Genomic DNA, 15,475 nt, shown 5'->3' with positions numbered 1-15,475 from the left:
AATGGGAAAAATAATAAAATTTAATGAAGAAGCAAGAAAATCGCTAGAAGTGGGTGTAGATACACTTGCAGATGCTGTAAAAATAACACTTGGACCAAAAGGAAGAAATGTAGTATTAGATAGAGGCTTTGGAGCACCAATGATTACAAATGACGGTGTTACAATTGCCAAAGAGATCGAATTAAGTGATCCAATCGAAAATCTTGGAGCACAAATTGTAAAAGAAGTTGCAACAAAGTCTAACGATGTGGCAGGAGATGGAACAACTACGGCTACAGTTCTTGCTCAAGCTTTAATAAAAGAAGGACTAAAAATGGTTTCAGCAGGAGCAAATCCAGTATTTATCCGTCGTGGAATGGAACAGGCTTCAAAAAAAGTGATTGAAGAGCTTTCTAAAAAGGCTAAAAAAGTTGAAGCAAATGAAGAAATCGCACAAGTTGGAGCAATTTCAGCGGGAGATAAGGAAATTGGAAAATTGATTGCACAGGCAATGGAAAAAGTTGGGGAAGAAGGCGTAATTACAGTCGAAGAAGCTCGTTCACTTGACACAACTTTAGAAGTAGTAGAAGGAATGCAGTTTGACAATGGTTACTTGTCGCCATATATGGTTTCAGATTCTGAAAGAATGGTCGTTGAAATGGACAATCCTTACATTCTAATAACAGACAAAAAAATCTCAAATATGAAAGAATTGCTTCCAGTTTTGGAAAAGACAGTTGAAACAAGCAGACCGATGCTTATAATTGCTGAAGATGTTGAAGGGGAAGCTCTTGCGACATTAGTTGTAAATAAACTTCGTGGGACATTAAATGTAGCTGCTGTAAAAGCTCCAGCTTTCGGAGATAGAAGAAAAGCTATGTTACAAGATATAGCAATTTTAACAGGTGGAGAAGTTATTTCTGAAGAAAAAGGAATAAAATTGGAAGAAGCTGATATTGCATTGTTAGGACAAGCTAAAAAAGTTAGAATTACTAAAGATAATACAGTAATTGTGGACGGAATGGGTGATAAAGCTGAAATCAGTGCAAGAGTTGGACAAATTAAAAATGCAATTTCGGAAACTTCGTCTGACTATGACAGGGAAAAATTACAGGAAAGACTTGCAAAACTTGCGGGTGGAGTTGCAGTGATAAAAGTTGGTGCTGCGACAGAAACTGAAATGAAAGAGAGAAAACTTAGAATTGAGGATGCATTAAATGCTACAAAAGCGGCAGTTGAAGAAGGAATTGTAGCTGGAGGTGGAACAGTTTTAGTTGAAATTGCAAATGCGATTGAAGACTTTAAATTAGCTGGTGAAGAAGGATTAGGAGTAGAAATTGTTAAAAAAGCTCTATTTGCGCCACTTAGACAAATTGTCGTAAATGCTGGAATTGATGCTGGAGTTGTGCTTGAAAAAGTTAAAAATTCTGAAAATGGAATAGGGTTTGACGCTGCGAAAGAAGAATATGTAGATATGGTAAAAGCTGGAATAATTGATCCAGCCAAAGTAACTCGTTCAGCAATTCAAAACGCTGTTTCAGTATCTTCAGTTTTACTTACAACAGAAGTTGCAGTTGCAAATGAAAAGGAAGAAGCACCAGCTGGTGGAATGCCAGGAGGAATGGGAATGCCGGGAATGATGTAAAAATTTTAAAAATATAAGATTAGGATGTTTAAAGATTAAAAATAAACTACACTCTTTAATTTAGGTGTAGTTTTTTTTTATATATTTCTAATTTCTTCTAAAATATTTTTTATATTCTCAGAATTAATTATAAGTTTTTTTTCTAAAATTGTATTTACAACTAAATCGACTTCACCATCTTTTGCTCCCGAAAATAAAGCTAAAGTCCGTGCCTGTAATTTCATATGTCCTTTTTGAATTCCAGTCGTGACAAGCGCCTTTATAGCGGCAAGATTTTGTGCAAGTCCAACCGAAACTATTATTTTAGCTAATTCTATAGCACTTGGATTTTTTAAAATATCAAAAGCTGCAGTTACACTAGGATTTAAACCGATTGAACCGCCGACACTTGCAACTGGCATAGGAAGTGTTAATTCTCCTTTTAATTTGTTAATTTTTTCATCAAAAGTCCAAGTTGTAAGTCCTTCATATTTTCCATTTTTTGCTGCAAAAGCATGTCCTGCTGCTTCGATTCCACGCCAGTCATTTCCAGTCGCAATAACTACAGCGTCAATTCCATTAAAAATTCCTTTGTTGTGAGTTGCTGCTCTATAAGTATCAATTTTAGCGAATTTAGAAGCTAAATCAATTTTTTTCGCCACATGATTTCCTCCAAGTAATTTGGAGTCTATTTCGCAAGTTGCAGTAACTAAAGATTTTGTCGCATAATTTGATAAAATTCCCATTAGTGCAGTTGAATTTGTAATTTCTTCAAGTAGTGGTTTAATTCCTTCTAACATCGTATTTAAGATGTTTGCACCCATTGCTTCCTTCACATCGACAGTTAAATATACAACAAGAAAATTTTCTAATTTTTTGATTTCCAAACAAATAGCACCTCCACCTCTTTTTACAATTGATGGATAAGCTTCGTTTGCAATTTCTAAAATTTTATTTTCATTTTTCAAAATCAAATTTTTAGCTTTTTCAAAATCAATTATATCGTAAAGCGCAATTTCTCCAATCATTTTTCTATCTAGAGCAATTGTTTTAAAACCTTTGCATTTTGAAATGATTTTTGCGGCATAACTTGCAGCGGCGATTACAGACGGCTCTTCAGTGACCATCGGAACAGCATATTCTTTTCCATCAATTAAAAAGTTTGGTGCGATTCCCATTGGCAACGAAAAAGTTGCAATATTATTTTCGGTTATTTGATTTGCGATTTCTAGCGGCAAATTTTCATTTTCAAGAAGTATTTTTTTTGTATTTTTATCCAAGAAATCATTGTTTTCTAGCATTTCAATTCTTTCAATTCTTTCTTTTTTTTGAAATCCAAGCCAATTTTTTTTCTTTTCCTGTTCCTTTTTATTTTTATCCATTTTAATAACCTCTTTTTTTATAAATTCGTTTATGATTTTCAATTTTTTCCAAATAAAAAAGACTGTTATCTTGTAGTAAGTTAATGCTATTTCCATATTCGTCAAGTTCTATTTGTTCAAAAAACATTTTTTCATATTCAGAAGTGCTAAGTCTTTTTCTTTCGTCAAAATCTTTTATTCTGTCGTTTATCAGCTGATTTTTAAATCCATCAACAAGCGTAATACTAAAAATTTCACAAACTGCACCGCTTCCGTAACTATACATTCCAATTACATCACCTGCTTTTAAATTTTGACAATTTTCAAGTAATGAGAGCAAACTTAAATAAAGAGAACCTGTGTAAATATTCCCAATTCGTTTGCTGTAAACTATTGAAGAATAGAAATTATCTAAAAATATAGCTTTTTTTTCTTTTGTTAAATTTTCAGTTTCAGAAAAAAGTGAATTTAATCCTTTTAATCCAAGTTTTGGAAAAGGTAAATGGAAACAAAAAGCGTTAAAATCAAGTAAATTTTTGTTGTGGCGTTTTTTGTATTCGCAAAAAGTTGTAGTAAGGCAATCCAAATATTGTTTTGAAGAAAAATGTCCATCAACAAATGGAAAGTCGGCATAATTAGGACGCCAAAAATCCATTATATCTCTCGTCTGACAAACACTATCATCATTTAAAACAGCAATTTTAGGATCTTTTTTTATAAGCAGTGCCACGCTTCCTGCACCTTGAGTGGATTCTCCAGCAGTACCAATGCCATATTTAGCGATGTCCGAAGCTATAACTAAAACTTTTGACTCAGGATTTTTTAAAATATGGTTTTTCGCAAAATTTAGTGCAGCAGTTGCGCCGTAACAAGCCTCCTTTATTTCAACACATCTCGCAAAAGGTTGAATTTCAAGTAAATGATGAATAAAAACTCCAGAAGATTTGCTCTGGTCAATTCCCGATTCCGTTCCAACTATTATTAAATCAATACTTTTTTTATCTTCTTTGTTCAAAATTTTTTCTGCAGCACTAGCTCCCAATGTCACAATATCTTGAGTAATTGGAGCAACGCACATCTCACTTTGCAGTAATCCTTTTGTAAACTTATTTTCGTTTTGTTCTCTAGAAACCGCTAAATCTCTGATATCCAAAAAGAAATTCGGCATTGCAAATCCAATTTTATCTATTCCAATTTTCATATAAAATCCACCCTTCTATCGTTATTTAATATTCTAAATTTTAAGTTTTTTTTACTAAATAATTTTATAGTTATTTATTATATTTTACTACAAAAAAAATGAAATATCAAATATAGATAGAATAAAAATTTTTAGAAATAGAATTTTTTAAATAAAAATTTCTGAAACTGCAAATAATACAGCTTTTCCACTCAATGAAACTCGATTTTTTTCTCTATCTAATTTGCAATAGAGAATTCCAGTTCGTTTGGAAGCTTGAAATGCGACAATTTCATTTTTTCCCAATTTATCTGACCAAAGTGGTACAAGATGACAATGTCCAGAGCCACAAACAGGATCTTCGGCAACATCCAATTTTGGTGCAAAGGAACGAGAAATACAATCAAATTCTGATTTTTCATCAGCTTTAGCCGTAATGTGTAAAAGAAGTCCATCAAACAATTTAATTTTTTCCAAATTTGGCTCAAACTTTTCCACAAGTTCCGAATTTTCTAAAACACAAACTAAATCCCTGTCAATAAAGACTTCTAGCGGTTTAACTCCAATCGCATCAATTATTTCTTCCGTAATTTCAACAGATTTTAAGTCGTAAGAAGGAAAATTCAATTCAAATAATTCTCCTTTTTTATGAACAGTTAAATCGCCACTTAATGTGTCAAACACGATTTTATCAATATCTTTTTCATAAAAATTAGTTATCACAAAAGCTGTCGCCAAAGTAGCATGTCCACAAAGGTCGATTTCTCCGCCAGGAGTGAACCAACGCAATCTATATTTCTCATTTTCCTTCACAGCAAAAGCCGTCTCTGACAAATTATTTTCTCTAGTAATCGAAAGCATCAAGTCGTCATCTATCCAAGAATCCATAATACACACAGCAGCAGGATTCCCTTTGAAAAGAGTATCTGTAAAGGCATCTACAATGTATTGTTTCATATTTTTCCTTTCTGTTTTTTTGAAATAAAATTTAAAAAATTAGTTTTAAATACTTCAGAATATTGTATAGTAAAATAGGAAAAAATTCAAGGTTTAAATGAATTTTCGCTTACAATATTATAAATCACAATTGAGGAATTGCAATGGGAGGAAACAGGGATATTATAAAGAAGCCTTGAAAAAACAAGTAAAAGAATTTTTGGAATTTATTAAATAGACTTGAATTTTAAGAAAATTAAATATTCAAATTTAGAAATTAAAATTAATAGAAAACTCCACTCTAAAATGAATGGAGTTTTTTTGTAAATTACAACAATTTTTTATAAAGTTCTTTTATTTCTTCCAAGTTTGTATCTCGTGGATTTCCGCCAGTACAAACATCATTCAAAGCTGATTCAGCGATAAAATCTAAATCTTTTATATCCATTATTCCCTTTAAATTTTCAGGAATATTTACGTCATGTGCCAATTGTCTTACAGCCTCTACTGCTGCTTTTCTATATTCTTCGGGAGCCATTCTTTTAGTATGTTTTATTCCAAAAGCTTTTGCTATTTCTCTAAATTTTTCCCCTGTATATTCAGCATTGTATTCCATTACAGTTGGTAAAATTATAGCGTTTGCAACACCGTGCGGAGTTCCGTAAAATGCTCCTAGAGGATGAGCCATTGAGTGTACAATTCCAAGGCCTACATTTGAGAATCCCATTCCTGCTAAATATGAGGCAAGAGCCATTTTTTCTTTAGCTTCTTCGTCATTTTCCACAGCTTTTCTCAAATATTTTGCTATTAATTCAATTGCTTTTAAATGGAACATGTCAGTCATTTCCCAAGCAGCTTTTGTTGTAAATCCTTCGATTGCATGAGTTAGTGCATCAAGTCCAGTTGCAGCTGTCAATTCTTTTGGCATTGTCATCATCATTCCTGGATCAACTATCGCAACTATTGGCATATCGTGTGGGTCAACACAGACAAATTTTCTATTTTTTTCAACATCAGTTATAACATAATTTATTGTAACTTCGGCAGCTGTTCCAGCTGTAGTTGCAACTGCGATTATTGGAACGCATTTATTTTTTGTATCTGCAACTCCTTCAAGACTTCGAACATCAGAAAATTCAGGATTATTTATAATAATTGCTACAGCTTTGGCACAATCCATAGCAGAACCTCCACCAATTGCAATAATATAATCTGCACCACTTTCTTTAAATTTTTCAACTCCAGCTTTTACATTTTCAATTGTAGGATTTTGTTGAACATCAGAAAATATTAAATATTCCAAATTAGCTTTATCAAGTATATCAGTAATTTTTTTAGCTGCTCCAGCTTTAATTAATCCAGGATCTGTACAAATAAAAGCCTTTTTGAATTTATTTTTTTCCACTTCACCTGGAATAGATTCAATTGCTCCAAATCCATGATAAGATACTTCATTTAAAATGATACGGTTTACCATAACAAGTCACTTCCTTTTATTATAGAAATATTAATTATTTTTTTCTCTTTCTGATATAATTGTATCTCGAAAATTGTTGTTGTCAAGATGAAAAAATGTTGCATTTGATATTGTAGTTATAAAATTTTAAAAAAATAAATTTTTATTCTAAAGGGACAAAATATGTCTCATATAAAAAGTATAATTAGATAACAAAAATAAAGTTGAGGAGATGGGGAAAATGAGTAATGTAAAATTAGTTAAAAATGATGCTTTTTATAACGCTGAGTTTGATACCGATATTTTTTTATATTGGATGATAAAATGGTTAAATGTTGAGACTACAAATAATAGCAGTAAGGTGGCTTTAAAAAATATGGCAAAAAAATTTATTGAGGAAATTTTAGGAGAAAAGTTAACTACAGAAGATATTGAGATACATTTTTCAAATAAAAATTATTATTCTGAAAATGGAAGTTTTATTGATAGAATTTTAGGTGATTGTCCGATTTTGTTAATTTTAAATAGGAATCAAAATGGAAACAGAAAATATATATATTTCAGAGATTTTAGTTATTACGAATATTCAAAAGATTTTAATGAATACAATGGGAAATTAATTAAATTATTAAAAAAATATGAGAATTTAAAAGAAAACGAAGAGAATAATGTAAAAATTGTTCATTTTTCATCTGATTTAATTTCTAGGTATGAAAAGGAAGAAGTAGAAGAAATAAGTATTTTATACGATAAAGAAAAATTTTTAACTTTATTTGAAAATTCAAAAAAATATATAGATGACAGTATTTTTGACAGTTATTATAATCAAATTAATCAGGAAAATAAGAAAAATTTTGGTGTAAGTATTAACGAAAATTTATCTTTATATTTAGTTTTAGAAAGTTATATAAATAAAAAATTTGAAGATTATGATGTATATCGTTGTTTTGATTATATAAAATGGTTGAAACATGAATTTTTTATAGAATGTTTTTGTGTAAATTTAATTGCAGAAGATAAAAAAACAAATAATTATTTTTTGTTAAAATGGTTTAATGATAATAAAATCGAAGAAAAGACAATAAAATTAATTCAGAAAGAATTAAAAGATATATTTCCTAATTTTAAGGAAGTTAATTATGAAGATATTGATTGTGAAAATAATGAAATTCCATTAATGTGTTTTACAGTAAATCTAGATAGTTCATTAAAAGATATAAAAAAAATGGTTGATAAAATAACGGAAAAAATTGAGAAATTTAATAAAATGAAAAATTGTAGAGACATAAGAGAGGAATATGTAGAATATTTTGAAGAGAAGAGATTAAAGAAAAGATTTCGAAGTAATAGAAAAATTAGGAAAAAGTTTTAAATTTTGAAAAAGTGACAAATCAAGGTATAATTAAAACGTTGAGAAGAATTTTTTAGAAAGGCTTAATCTTAATCATGAAAAATGAAAATTCTGAGGAAAAATCGATTAGAATATTAAAAATAATGAAAAGGTTGAATCAAAAAGAGATAGTGAATAGAAGTGATTTAGCTAATGAATTTAAAGTTGATAAAAAAACGATACAACGAGATATAGCTACTTTGAGGAATTATTTTTTTGAAGAAGGTGAATCGGATATAAAATATTCTAGTTCAAAAAAAGGTTATTATCTTGAAAAGAATGACAAGATAGCTTTTACAAACGAAGAACTTTTGGCTATAAGTAAAATTATCCTTGAAAGTCGGGCTTTTAATAAAGAAGAAACTGAAAAATTAATAACGAAACTAGTTAACAATTCCTCAATAAACGATAGAGAGATAATAAAAAATTTGATAAATAGTGAAAAGGTGAATTATATTCCTTTACAACATGGACAGAAACTACTCGAAAGCATTTGGAAATTAGCGCAATGTATAAAAAACCAAGAATGGGTGCATTTAAATTATACAAAAAAAGATAAACAATACAAGGAATATAAAATAAAACCACTGTCAATAATGTTTTCTGAATATTATTTTTATTTAATTGGATATATTGAAAATAAAGAAGAATATCCTGCAATTTTTAGAATTGATAGAATGAAAAAGATAGAAAATACAGGCAAGAAGTTTAAAATCCTAAATTATTCTGACAAATTTAAAGATGGAGAATTTAGAAAATATATACATTTTATGCACTCAGGACCTCTTACAAGAATAGAATTTAAATACAGAGGCTATATCGAGTATGTGCTTGATAAATTTCCAACTGCAGAAATATTGGATGAAAAAATAGTTAAAGAAAATAATCGGGAAACTACAGTTTATACTATAAAAATCGAAGTTTATGGAAGTTTTGGAGCGGAAATGTGGCTACGAAGTCAGGGAGATTACGTTATTGAATACAAAATTTTAAAATAAATTTCTATAAAAAGGAGAAAATTTATGGAAAAAATACCAAAAATAAAAATTATAAGTTTAGGAGAAACAGCTCTAAGCACTATTGAAAAAGAAATAATTACACATGAAAATATAAGCATTATTACAATTAAAAATGACTACAAAGATTTAAAAATAAATTTTCAAGATACAGATGTAATTTTGATAATTTTAAATACATATTTTGAAAATGATAAAAATTTTGCCTTAGAAATAATCAGAAACACTGAAAAAAACGACATTTTTACTGGCATTTACGATATTGAAAATGGCTATACTGACCTATTTGATTCAAAAACAGACTTTATCATAAAATGCAAATCTTCAGAAGATTTAAAAAATGGAATCAACGGAATAACAAAAACTTTAACAGCAAAAGGAATGGTTACTCTTGATTTAGCGGACTTAAAAACTGTATTTCAAAAAACCTCAAAATCTTTCGTAATTTTTGAAAAAGGAAATTTAGAAACTTTTGATGATTTCTTGCAAAACCTAAAACTAAAGCTGGAAACTTTTGATAAAAATAAAACTTATAAAATATTTTTGAATATAACAGCAGGAAAAAATATCGAATTGACTCAGATAAAAGATATTGCTAAAATAATGACTAATATTCTTAATGAGCGGGCATTTCTTTGGGGACTGCAAATATATCCAGAAAATGAAAATTTCATAAATATTATTGCTTACATTGTGGAAGATTCAGTTAAATAAATAAATTAATTAATATTATAGAAAGAAGGGATTTAAAATGGAAAGAAACAATATTTTTAATTTTGCAACGTCAGAGCTGTCACAGGATGCTTTTATATGTTGGTTATGCAACTGGGTAAATTTTGATGATAATGATTTATCCGAAGATGAGAAAAAATTAAAAGAGCTTGCAACTGACTTTATTGAAAAAATGTCAGGTGAAAAACTTGGAGATAGAAAAGTAAATATAAAAAGACAATATCAGAAAATAGATGTATTATTGGAAATTCAAAATAAAACAGAATTTATAGAAAAAATTCCTGTAGTAGACATGTATGTAATAATAGAAGATAAAGTGGGAACAGGTTTACATAGTAATCAGCAGAAAACATATAGAGATATAATATCTGAAAAAAATGAAAAATATAATAGAAGTAGAGCTAAAATAAAAGTAGTTTATTATAAAATATGCGATGAAGATAATATGGAAAGATTAAAAGAGGAGGGTATAGATATAATATTTGAAAGAAAAGATATGCTAGCATTATTAGAAAAATATAAAAATAGTTTTAATAATATTCTAGTTGAAGATTATTATAATTATTTAAACAATATAGAAAAAGATGTAAATTCATATATAGATAAAAAATTAGAAGACTGGAATTCAAACTGTTATATCGGATTTTTTAAAGAATTAAAAAACAAAAAAAAAATTATTAGAGCATGCTATTGGAAGACAAAAAGATTGTAGTTGGGGGTATGTGAATAACTCATCAGGTGGATTTATGGGAATGTGGTGGTTTCCTTTAAAAATGGATGAAATATCTCAAGTAACTAAAAAATTTCAATTATGGCAAAATCAGCTAGAACTTAATAATGACTTGTATCTTCAAATTGAACAATTTTATAAAAAAGAAAAAGAGATATATAATAAGAAAAATATAATTGCTGTAAAATATTCATTGGGAGATAAAGATGATGAAAAATATGATGAAAAAGTGAAAATTTCTTCCGAAATTAGAAATAAAATTTATGAAGAATTAAAAGAAAAATTGAAAGAAAAAGGAATTGAGTTTTACAAAAAGAGATTTGCAGCAGGTCAGTATATGACAGTAGGATATTTAGAATTTGAAAATATTGATGATTGTAAAGATAAAATAAAAATCCTTCAATATGCTTTAAATCTTTTGTTAAAAGGGTGTGTAAAAATTTTTGTGTAAATCTCTAAATAATATATGATAAAATAACTATATAATATTTGGAGGTTTTTGTTATGGCTAAAAAGAAAATTGACAATAAAATTTTGACTTCTTAACAGCAAATGAATAAAATTTAGTTTCTGTTTTTTAAAAGAAAGTTTACCTTTTACAAGTAAAAAATAAATAATAAAACCTGCTTTAGAATTTTTTTAAATAAAAGCAGGTTTTTTATTTTTGATATATCTAAATGTTTAGAAGAATGTTGCTAACAAATAGTTCCGCCAGTTTCTTTAATATCTTTATCATTTTTTACAATAGTTTCAATTGCGGCAATTAAACCTTTTATAATAGTATTTAATTCCATTGATGGTGTATTTTTTTTATTAATAACTTGTTCTGGTAAAAATGGAATATGAATAAATCCAGATTTTTTGTTTTTGTATTTTTTATTTATTAAATAAAGTGTACCGTAAAGAACGTGATTACAGATGAAAGTTCCTGCAGTGTATGAAACTGAAGCTGGAATTTTATTTTTTTGTATGTTTTTTACCATAGCTTTTACAGGAAGATCTACAAAATATGCATTTTCTCCATCTGGAAAAATTGGCTCATCAATAGTTTGGTTTCCTTCGTTGTCAGGTATTCGGAAATCATCAAGATTTATTCCAACTCGTTCAACGGAAATATCAAATCTTCCGCCTGCTTGTCCAATTGACAAGATGACATCTGGATTGTGCTCTTCAATAGCTTTTTCAATTTTTTTAATAGATTTTCCTTTTACTGTCGGAATTTCCAATTTGATAATTTGTGCTCCTGCAATATTATCAGGCAATTTTTTAACTGATTCAATGGCAGGATTTATGGGCTCACCTCCAAAAGGGTCAAAGCCAGTAACTAATATTTTCATAGTATTTTTTATATGATTTTATAAAAATAGATTTAATTTATAATTTCATACTCTCCTTTCTAGATTTTTTTTTAATTTACTTGTTTGTAAAAATTTAGAAATCTCAATAAACATAGTATTTTCAGTTTTATTTTACTCCAAATAACAGCAGCATAAGTATAATATGTGTTACAAGCAGTAATAAAGCCATTGGAGCTTGGACTTTTATAATTCCATATTTATCTTTTATTTCCAAAATTGAAGCAGGGACAATATTAAAGTTTGCTGCCATTGGAGTCATAAGAGTTCCGCAATAGCCGGCGGTCATTCCTAAAGCACCAATAATAGCTGGATTTCCACCATTTTTGATAATAAATGGGATTCCAATTCCTGCAGTTATTACTGAAAATGCAGCAAAGGCATTTCCCATAATCATAGTGAATATAACCATTCCAATAGCATAAATAACGATTCCTACAAAGATATTTCCAGTTGGAACAACAGATGAAATGCTGGCGGCTATTACTTTTCCAACTCCAGCTTTAGTGAATACAGCACCTAATGCAGCAAGAAGCTGTGGCAAAATGGCAGTTGCACCAATTTGCATAAGAAGTTTTGAAGTATCTTCATTTGTTTCGCTAAATTTTGGTTTTATGATAATTGCAGCTGCTAGAAGAGCGACAAGCGAACCTCCACCGATACCTAATGCAGGTGGTATAGCAGTTTTTCCAATTTTAAATTGAAGTATCAGAAAAGCGGCAATTCCAATTAATACAGCTGGGATGAAAATTTTATTTTTTAATTTTTCACTTTGTGCGATTTTGAATTGTGAAGAAATATTTTCAAATTTTCCAATATGTAATTGTTTTGTTACAGTAATTATGGCAAGAATTACAAGAAGTCCGCCAGTAACCTTATATGGAATAGCTTCTCCAAAAATAAATATTATCCCAAGAATAGTCCAAAACAAAAATGTTCCTATTTTTGCCTTTTCATTTTTCAATCCTCTAATTCCAGTACTTATACTGACAAGTCCGCAAAGAATATAAATAATTTGTGTCAAAAGTTTTAAAAGAGCTTTTATTTCCATTATTTTTTACCTCCTTTGCTCAAAATTATTTTTTTATCATAAATATATACTTGAATAAAAGTAAAAATTATTGCAATTATCCCAATTGGTATTGAAGATAGCGCCAATTGCTTCAAAGATACAGCATATCCATTTTCCTTCAGTGTAGTCTGAATCAAAAGAAGTCCTGATGCCCCTACAAATATGTTTTGTGAAAAGAAATTTCCATAATTTTCAATTGCGGCACTTAAACTTTTTAACTCTTCAGTTTGCTTTTCTGTTAAATCCTTATTTTTATGAGTTTTTGCAGCAGCTTCAGACATTGGGTAAATAAGAGGACGTATAAACTGAATGTGTCCACCAATTCTAATTGACAATGCACTCGCAATTGAACGGATTACCATATAAAGTCCTAAGATTCTACCAGCAGTTGCATTTTTTAATTTTTCAATTAAAGCTGCACTTCTTTCTCTAAGTCCATATCTTTCAAGGACTGCAATAACTGGCAAGCTAATCAAAAAAATTGACATAAGCCTATTATCCACAAAAGCCTTTCCAATAATTCCAAGAATTTCAAAAAAATTCATTTTTGCAGCAATTCCAGTAGCTATACCAGCAGTAAGTACCACAGCCAGCACATCTAGCTTCAAAGAAAATCCCACTACAATAATAACAATACCAATAAGTATCCATAAATTCATAAGTATTCCTCCTAATAAAGTTTATTATTTTTTTAAAATTATCATATAATCCTAATATGATTTTACCTTGAAATAGTGAAAATGCAATAGTTTTAGAGAAAAAATAGATTTCTAATTTTATACTGCTTTTTAAGTTTTGAAAAATAGACAATAAAATTAGTTTTAAATATTTTAAAGGATTGCATAGTAAAATGGGGAAAAAAATCAATATTTAAAAAAAGTTTTGTACTGAAAATAAATTTTATGTGAAACTATGGTATAATATTAACAAAAAATAAATTATGAATAGATATAAGGAGAAAGAAGTGGCAAATACAAAAGAATCAAATGAAACGGCACAAAGAGCAGAATTGCATCGTAAAATTTGGGCAATTGCAGATAATGTGCGTGGAGCGGTGGATGGTTGGGATTTTAAGCAATATATTTTGGGAATATTATTTTATAGATTTATTTCAGAAAATATGACAGAATTTTTCAATAAAGCAGAACATGAAGCTGGAGATTTGAAATTTAATTATGCGGATATTTCTGATGAAGAAGCCAAAGAAGATTTTAGAGCTGGTACCGTGGAAGATAAAGGATTTTTTATTTTACCAAGTCAACTTTTTGAAAATGTAGTAAAAACAGCGAGAACCAATGAAAATTTGAATACAGATTTAGTAAATATTTTTAAAGCTATTGAAGCAAGTGCTGTTGGATTTGAGTCGGAAGATGATATTAAAGGATTATTTGAAGATGTCGATACTACGAGTAATCGTTTAGGTGGAACGGTTGCTGAAAAAAATACAAGATTAGCAGATATTTTAACAGGAATTTCTGAAATTAATTTTGGGAGTTTTCAGCATAATGATATAGATGCTTTTGGAGATGCGTATGAATATCTGATTTCAAATTATGCCAGCAATGCTGGTAAGTCAGGAGGAGAATTTTTTACTCCACAAACTGTTTCAAAACTTTTAGCACGGCTTGTGATGGAAGGAAAAGAAAACATAAATAAAGTTTATGATCCGACATGTGGAAGTGGTTCGTTGCTACTACAAATGAAAAAGCAGTTTGAGGAACATATTATTGATGAGGGATTTTTTGGGCAGGAAATAAACATGACTAACTTTAACCTGGCTCGTATGAATATGTTTTTACACAATGTAAACTACAATAATTTTTCAATAAAACGTGGAGATACTTTACTTAATCCGTTGCATAATGATGAAAAGCCTTTTGATGCGATTGTTTCAAATCCGCCGTATTCGATTAAATGGATAGGAGACGGAGATCCGACACTTATTAATGATGAACGATTTGCACCAGTAGGAAAACTTGCACCAAAATCTTATGCAGATTATGCGTTTATAATGCATTCATTAAGTTATTTGTCAAGCAAAGGAAGAGCAGCAATAGTATGTTTTCCAGGTATTTTTTATAGAAAAGGTGCAGAAAAAATTATTCGTAAATATTTAATAGACAACAATTTTGTAGATTGTGTAATACAGCTTCCAGAAAACCTGTTTTTTGGAACATCAATAGCGACTTGTATTTTAGTAATGGCAAAGAATAAGACAGAAAATAAAACATTATTTATTGATGCAAGTAAGGAATTTAAAAAAGAAACGAATAATAATATTTTGAAACCTGAAAATATTGAAAAAATAGTAAATGAATTTAGAGAAAAAACTGATGTAGAATATTTTGCAAGATTGGTTGATAATAGTGAAATAGCTGAGAATGACTATAATTTGTCAGTTTCAACTTATGTGGAAAAGGAAGATACTCGTGAAAAAATAGATATTGATGTGTTGAATAAGGAAATTGATGAAACAGTAAAAAGAATAGATGAATTAAGGACTTCTATAAATGAAATAGTGAAGGAGCTTGAAAGTGAATAAGTAAGTAATATTAAATATTATGGGTGGGAATTTGTAAAATGTGGTAAAAGACTTTTCTGTTGACTACCACTCGACAAAGTAAAATTGAGGGAAAAGGACTAA

General features: G+C 29.1%; 14 protein-coding genes. 7 read left to right on the top strand and 7 right to left on the bottom strand.

What is annotated here, in order from left to right; genetic code table 11:
• Position 1 precedes the first annotated feature (1 nt).
• On the top strand, positions 2 to 1,624 hold the full coding sequence (groL, locus tag J5A73_RS05775) for a chaperonin GroEL (protein ID WP_211613819.1): 1,623 nt from the start codon (positions 2 to 4) through the stop codon (positions 1,622 to 1,624).
• A gap of 77 nt (positions 1,625 to 1,701) precedes the next feature.
• Here groL and J5A73_RS05770 read toward each other — a convergent pair whose 3' ends face one another.
• From J5A73_RS05770 to fucO, 4 genes are all read right to left on the bottom strand, one after another.
• Entirely contained in the window at positions 1,702 to 2,985 is a 1,284-nt protein-coding gene (locus J5A73_RS05770) for a hydroxymethylglutaryl-CoA reductase, degradative (protein WP_211613812.1), read from the bottom strand.
• Between the two features lies 1 nt (position 2,986).
• The gene (locus J5A73_RS05765; protein ID WP_211613810.1) at positions 2,987 to 4,165 is read right to left on the bottom strand and encodes a hydroxymethylglutaryl-CoA synthase; all 1,179 of its coding nucleotides are present in this window, start codon (positions 4,163 to 4,165) and stop codon (positions 2,987 to 2,989) included.
• 147 nt (positions 4,166 to 4,312) lie between these two features.
• Complete coding sequence (locus tag J5A73_RS05760) at positions 4,313 to 5,101, bottom strand: PhzF family phenazine biosynthesis protein (protein WP_211613808.1); 789 nt, start codon at positions 5,099 to 5,101, stop codon at positions 4,313 to 4,315.
• A gap of 307 nt (positions 5,102 to 5,408) precedes the next feature.
• Positions 5,409 to 6,557 carry a lactaldehyde reductase gene (gene fucO, locus J5A73_RS05755; protein ID WP_211613806.1) on the bottom strand — a complete coding sequence of 383 codons (1,149 nt, stop codon included), beginning with the start codon at positions 6,555 to 6,557 and terminating at the stop codon, positions 5,409 to 5,411.
• Positions 6,558 to 6,777: 220 nt separating this feature from the next.
• On the opposite strand from fucO, the gene J5A73_RS05750 reads away from it, so the two are divergent.
• The 5 genes from J5A73_RS05750 (at position 6,778) to J5A73_RS05730 (ending at position 10,855) form a co-directional block, all read left to right on the top strand.
• Entirely contained in the window at positions 6,778 to 7,908 is a 1,131-nt protein-coding gene (locus J5A73_RS05750; RefSeq protein ID WP_211613804.1) for a hypothetical protein, read from the top strand.
• Between the two features lie 74 nt (positions 7,909 to 7,982).
• Positions 7,983 to 8,924, top strand: coding sequence for a YafY family protein (locus J5A73_RS05745; protein WP_211613801.1), 942 nt, complete (start codon positions 7,983 to 7,985; stop codon positions 8,922 to 8,924).
• Positions 8,925 to 8,948: 24 nt separating this feature from the next.
• Positions 8,949 to 9,656 carry a hypothetical protein gene (locus tag J5A73_RS05740; RefSeq protein WP_018498995.1) on the top strand — a complete coding sequence of 236 codons (708 nt, stop codon included), beginning with the start codon at positions 8,949 to 8,951 and terminating at the stop codon, positions 9,654 to 9,656.
• Between the two features lie 37 nt (positions 9,657 to 9,693).
• Positions 9,694 to 10,386, top strand: a complete 693-nt coding sequence (locus J5A73_RS05735; protein ID WP_211613799.1) for a hypothetical protein — start codon at positions 9,694 to 9,696, stop codon at positions 10,384 to 10,386.
• A gap of 10 nt (positions 10,387 to 10,396) precedes the next feature.
• Positions 10,397 to 10,855 carry a hypothetical protein gene (locus J5A73_RS05730; protein WP_211613797.1) on the top strand — a complete coding sequence of 153 codons (459 nt, stop codon included), beginning with the start codon at positions 10,397 to 10,399 and terminating at the stop codon, positions 10,853 to 10,855.
• Between the two features lie 244 nt (positions 10,856 to 11,099).
• Here the strand turns inward: J5A73_RS05730 and pcp are convergent, their stop codons facing one another.
• The 3 genes from pcp to J5A73_RS05715 all read right to left on the bottom strand — a co-directional run bounded on the left by pcp (position 11,100) and on the right by J5A73_RS05715 (position 13,490).
• Positions 11,100 to 11,741, bottom strand: a complete 642-nt coding sequence (gene pcp, locus J5A73_RS05725; protein ID WP_211613795.1) for a pyroglutamyl-peptidase I — start codon at positions 11,739 to 11,741, stop codon at positions 11,100 to 11,102.
• Between the two features lie 127 nt (positions 11,742 to 11,868).
• Positions 11,869 to 12,810 carry a DUF979 domain-containing protein gene (locus tag J5A73_RS05720; RefSeq protein WP_211613793.1) on the bottom strand — a complete coding sequence of 314 codons (942 nt, stop codon included), beginning with the start codon at positions 12,808 to 12,810 and terminating at the stop codon, positions 11,869 to 11,871.
• Positions 12,810 to 13,490 (bottom strand): DUF969 domain-containing protein, encoded by a 681-nt coding sequence (locus J5A73_RS05715; protein WP_147003461.1) that lies wholly within the window; start codon positions 13,488 to 13,490, stop codon positions 12,810 to 12,812. The genes J5A73_RS05720 and J5A73_RS05715 overlap by 1 nt, the downstream gene beginning before the upstream one ends.
• 305 nt (positions 13,491 to 13,795) lie before the next feature.
• Between J5A73_RS05715 and J5A73_RS05710 the strand changes: the two genes are divergently transcribed.
• Positions 13,796 to 15,373, top strand: a complete 1,578-nt coding sequence (locus J5A73_RS05710; protein WP_249069161.1) for a type I restriction-modification system subunit M — start codon at positions 13,796 to 13,798, stop codon at positions 15,371 to 15,373.
• Positions 15,374 to 15,475 lie beyond the last annotated feature (102 nt).

The organism is Leptotrichia sp. oral taxon 218 (genome assembly GCF_018128225.1).
Lineage (GTDB): Bacteria > Fusobacteriota > Fusobacteriia > Fusobacteriales > Leptotrichiaceae > Leptotrichia.
Note: the sequence above shows the minus strand (reverse complement) of the source record. Positions and strands in the feature narration are given on the sequence as shown.

Excerpts from the sequence above, each read along its gene's own strand:
- J5A73_RS05720 (WP_211613793.1), bottom strand. The coding sequence starts at position 12,810 with ATGGAAATAAAAGCTCTTTTAAAACTTTTGACACAAATTATTTATATT.
- J5A73_RS05765 (WP_211613810.1), bottom strand. The coding sequence starts at position 4,165 with ATGAAAATTGGAATAGATAAAATTGGATTTGCAATGCCGAATTTCTTT.
- J5A73_RS05770 (WP_211613812.1), bottom strand. The coding sequence starts at position 2,985 with ATGGATAAAAATAAAAAGGAACAGGAAAAGAAAAAAAATTGGCTTGGA.
- J5A73_RS05740 (WP_018498995.1), top strand. The coding sequence starts at position 8,949 with ATGGAAAAAATACCAAAAATAAAAATTATAAGTTTAGGAGAAACAGCT.
- fucO (WP_211613806.1), bottom strand. The coding sequence starts at position 6,557 with ATGGTAAACCGTATCATTTTAAATGAAGTATCTTATCATGGATTTGGA.
- J5A73_RS05760 (WP_211613808.1), bottom strand. The coding sequence starts at position 5,101 with ATGAAACAATACATTGTAGATGCCTTTACAGATACTCTTTTCAAAGGG.
- J5A73_RS05750 (WP_211613804.1), top strand. The coding sequence starts at position 6,778 with ATGAGTAATGTAAAATTAGTTAAAAATGATGCTTTTTATAACGCTGAG.
- J5A73_RS05735 (WP_211613799.1), top strand. The coding sequence starts at position 9,694 with ATGGAAAGAAACAATATTTTTAATTTTGCAACGTCAGAGCTGTCACAG.
- J5A73_RS05715 (WP_147003461.1), bottom strand. The coding sequence starts at position 13,490 with ATGAATTTATGGATACTTATTGGTATTGTTATTATTGTAGTGGGATTT.
- J5A73_RS05745 (WP_211613801.1), top strand. The coding sequence starts at position 7,983 with ATGAAAAATGAAAATTCTGAGGAAAAATCGATTAGAATATTAAAAATA.
- groL (WP_211613819.1), top strand. The coding sequence starts at position 2 with ATGGGAAAAATAATAAAATTTAATGAAGAAGCAAGAAAATCGCTAGAA.
- pcp (WP_211613795.1), bottom strand. The coding sequence starts at position 11,741 with ATGAAAATATTAGTTACTGGCTTTGACCCTTTTGGAGGTGAGCCCATA.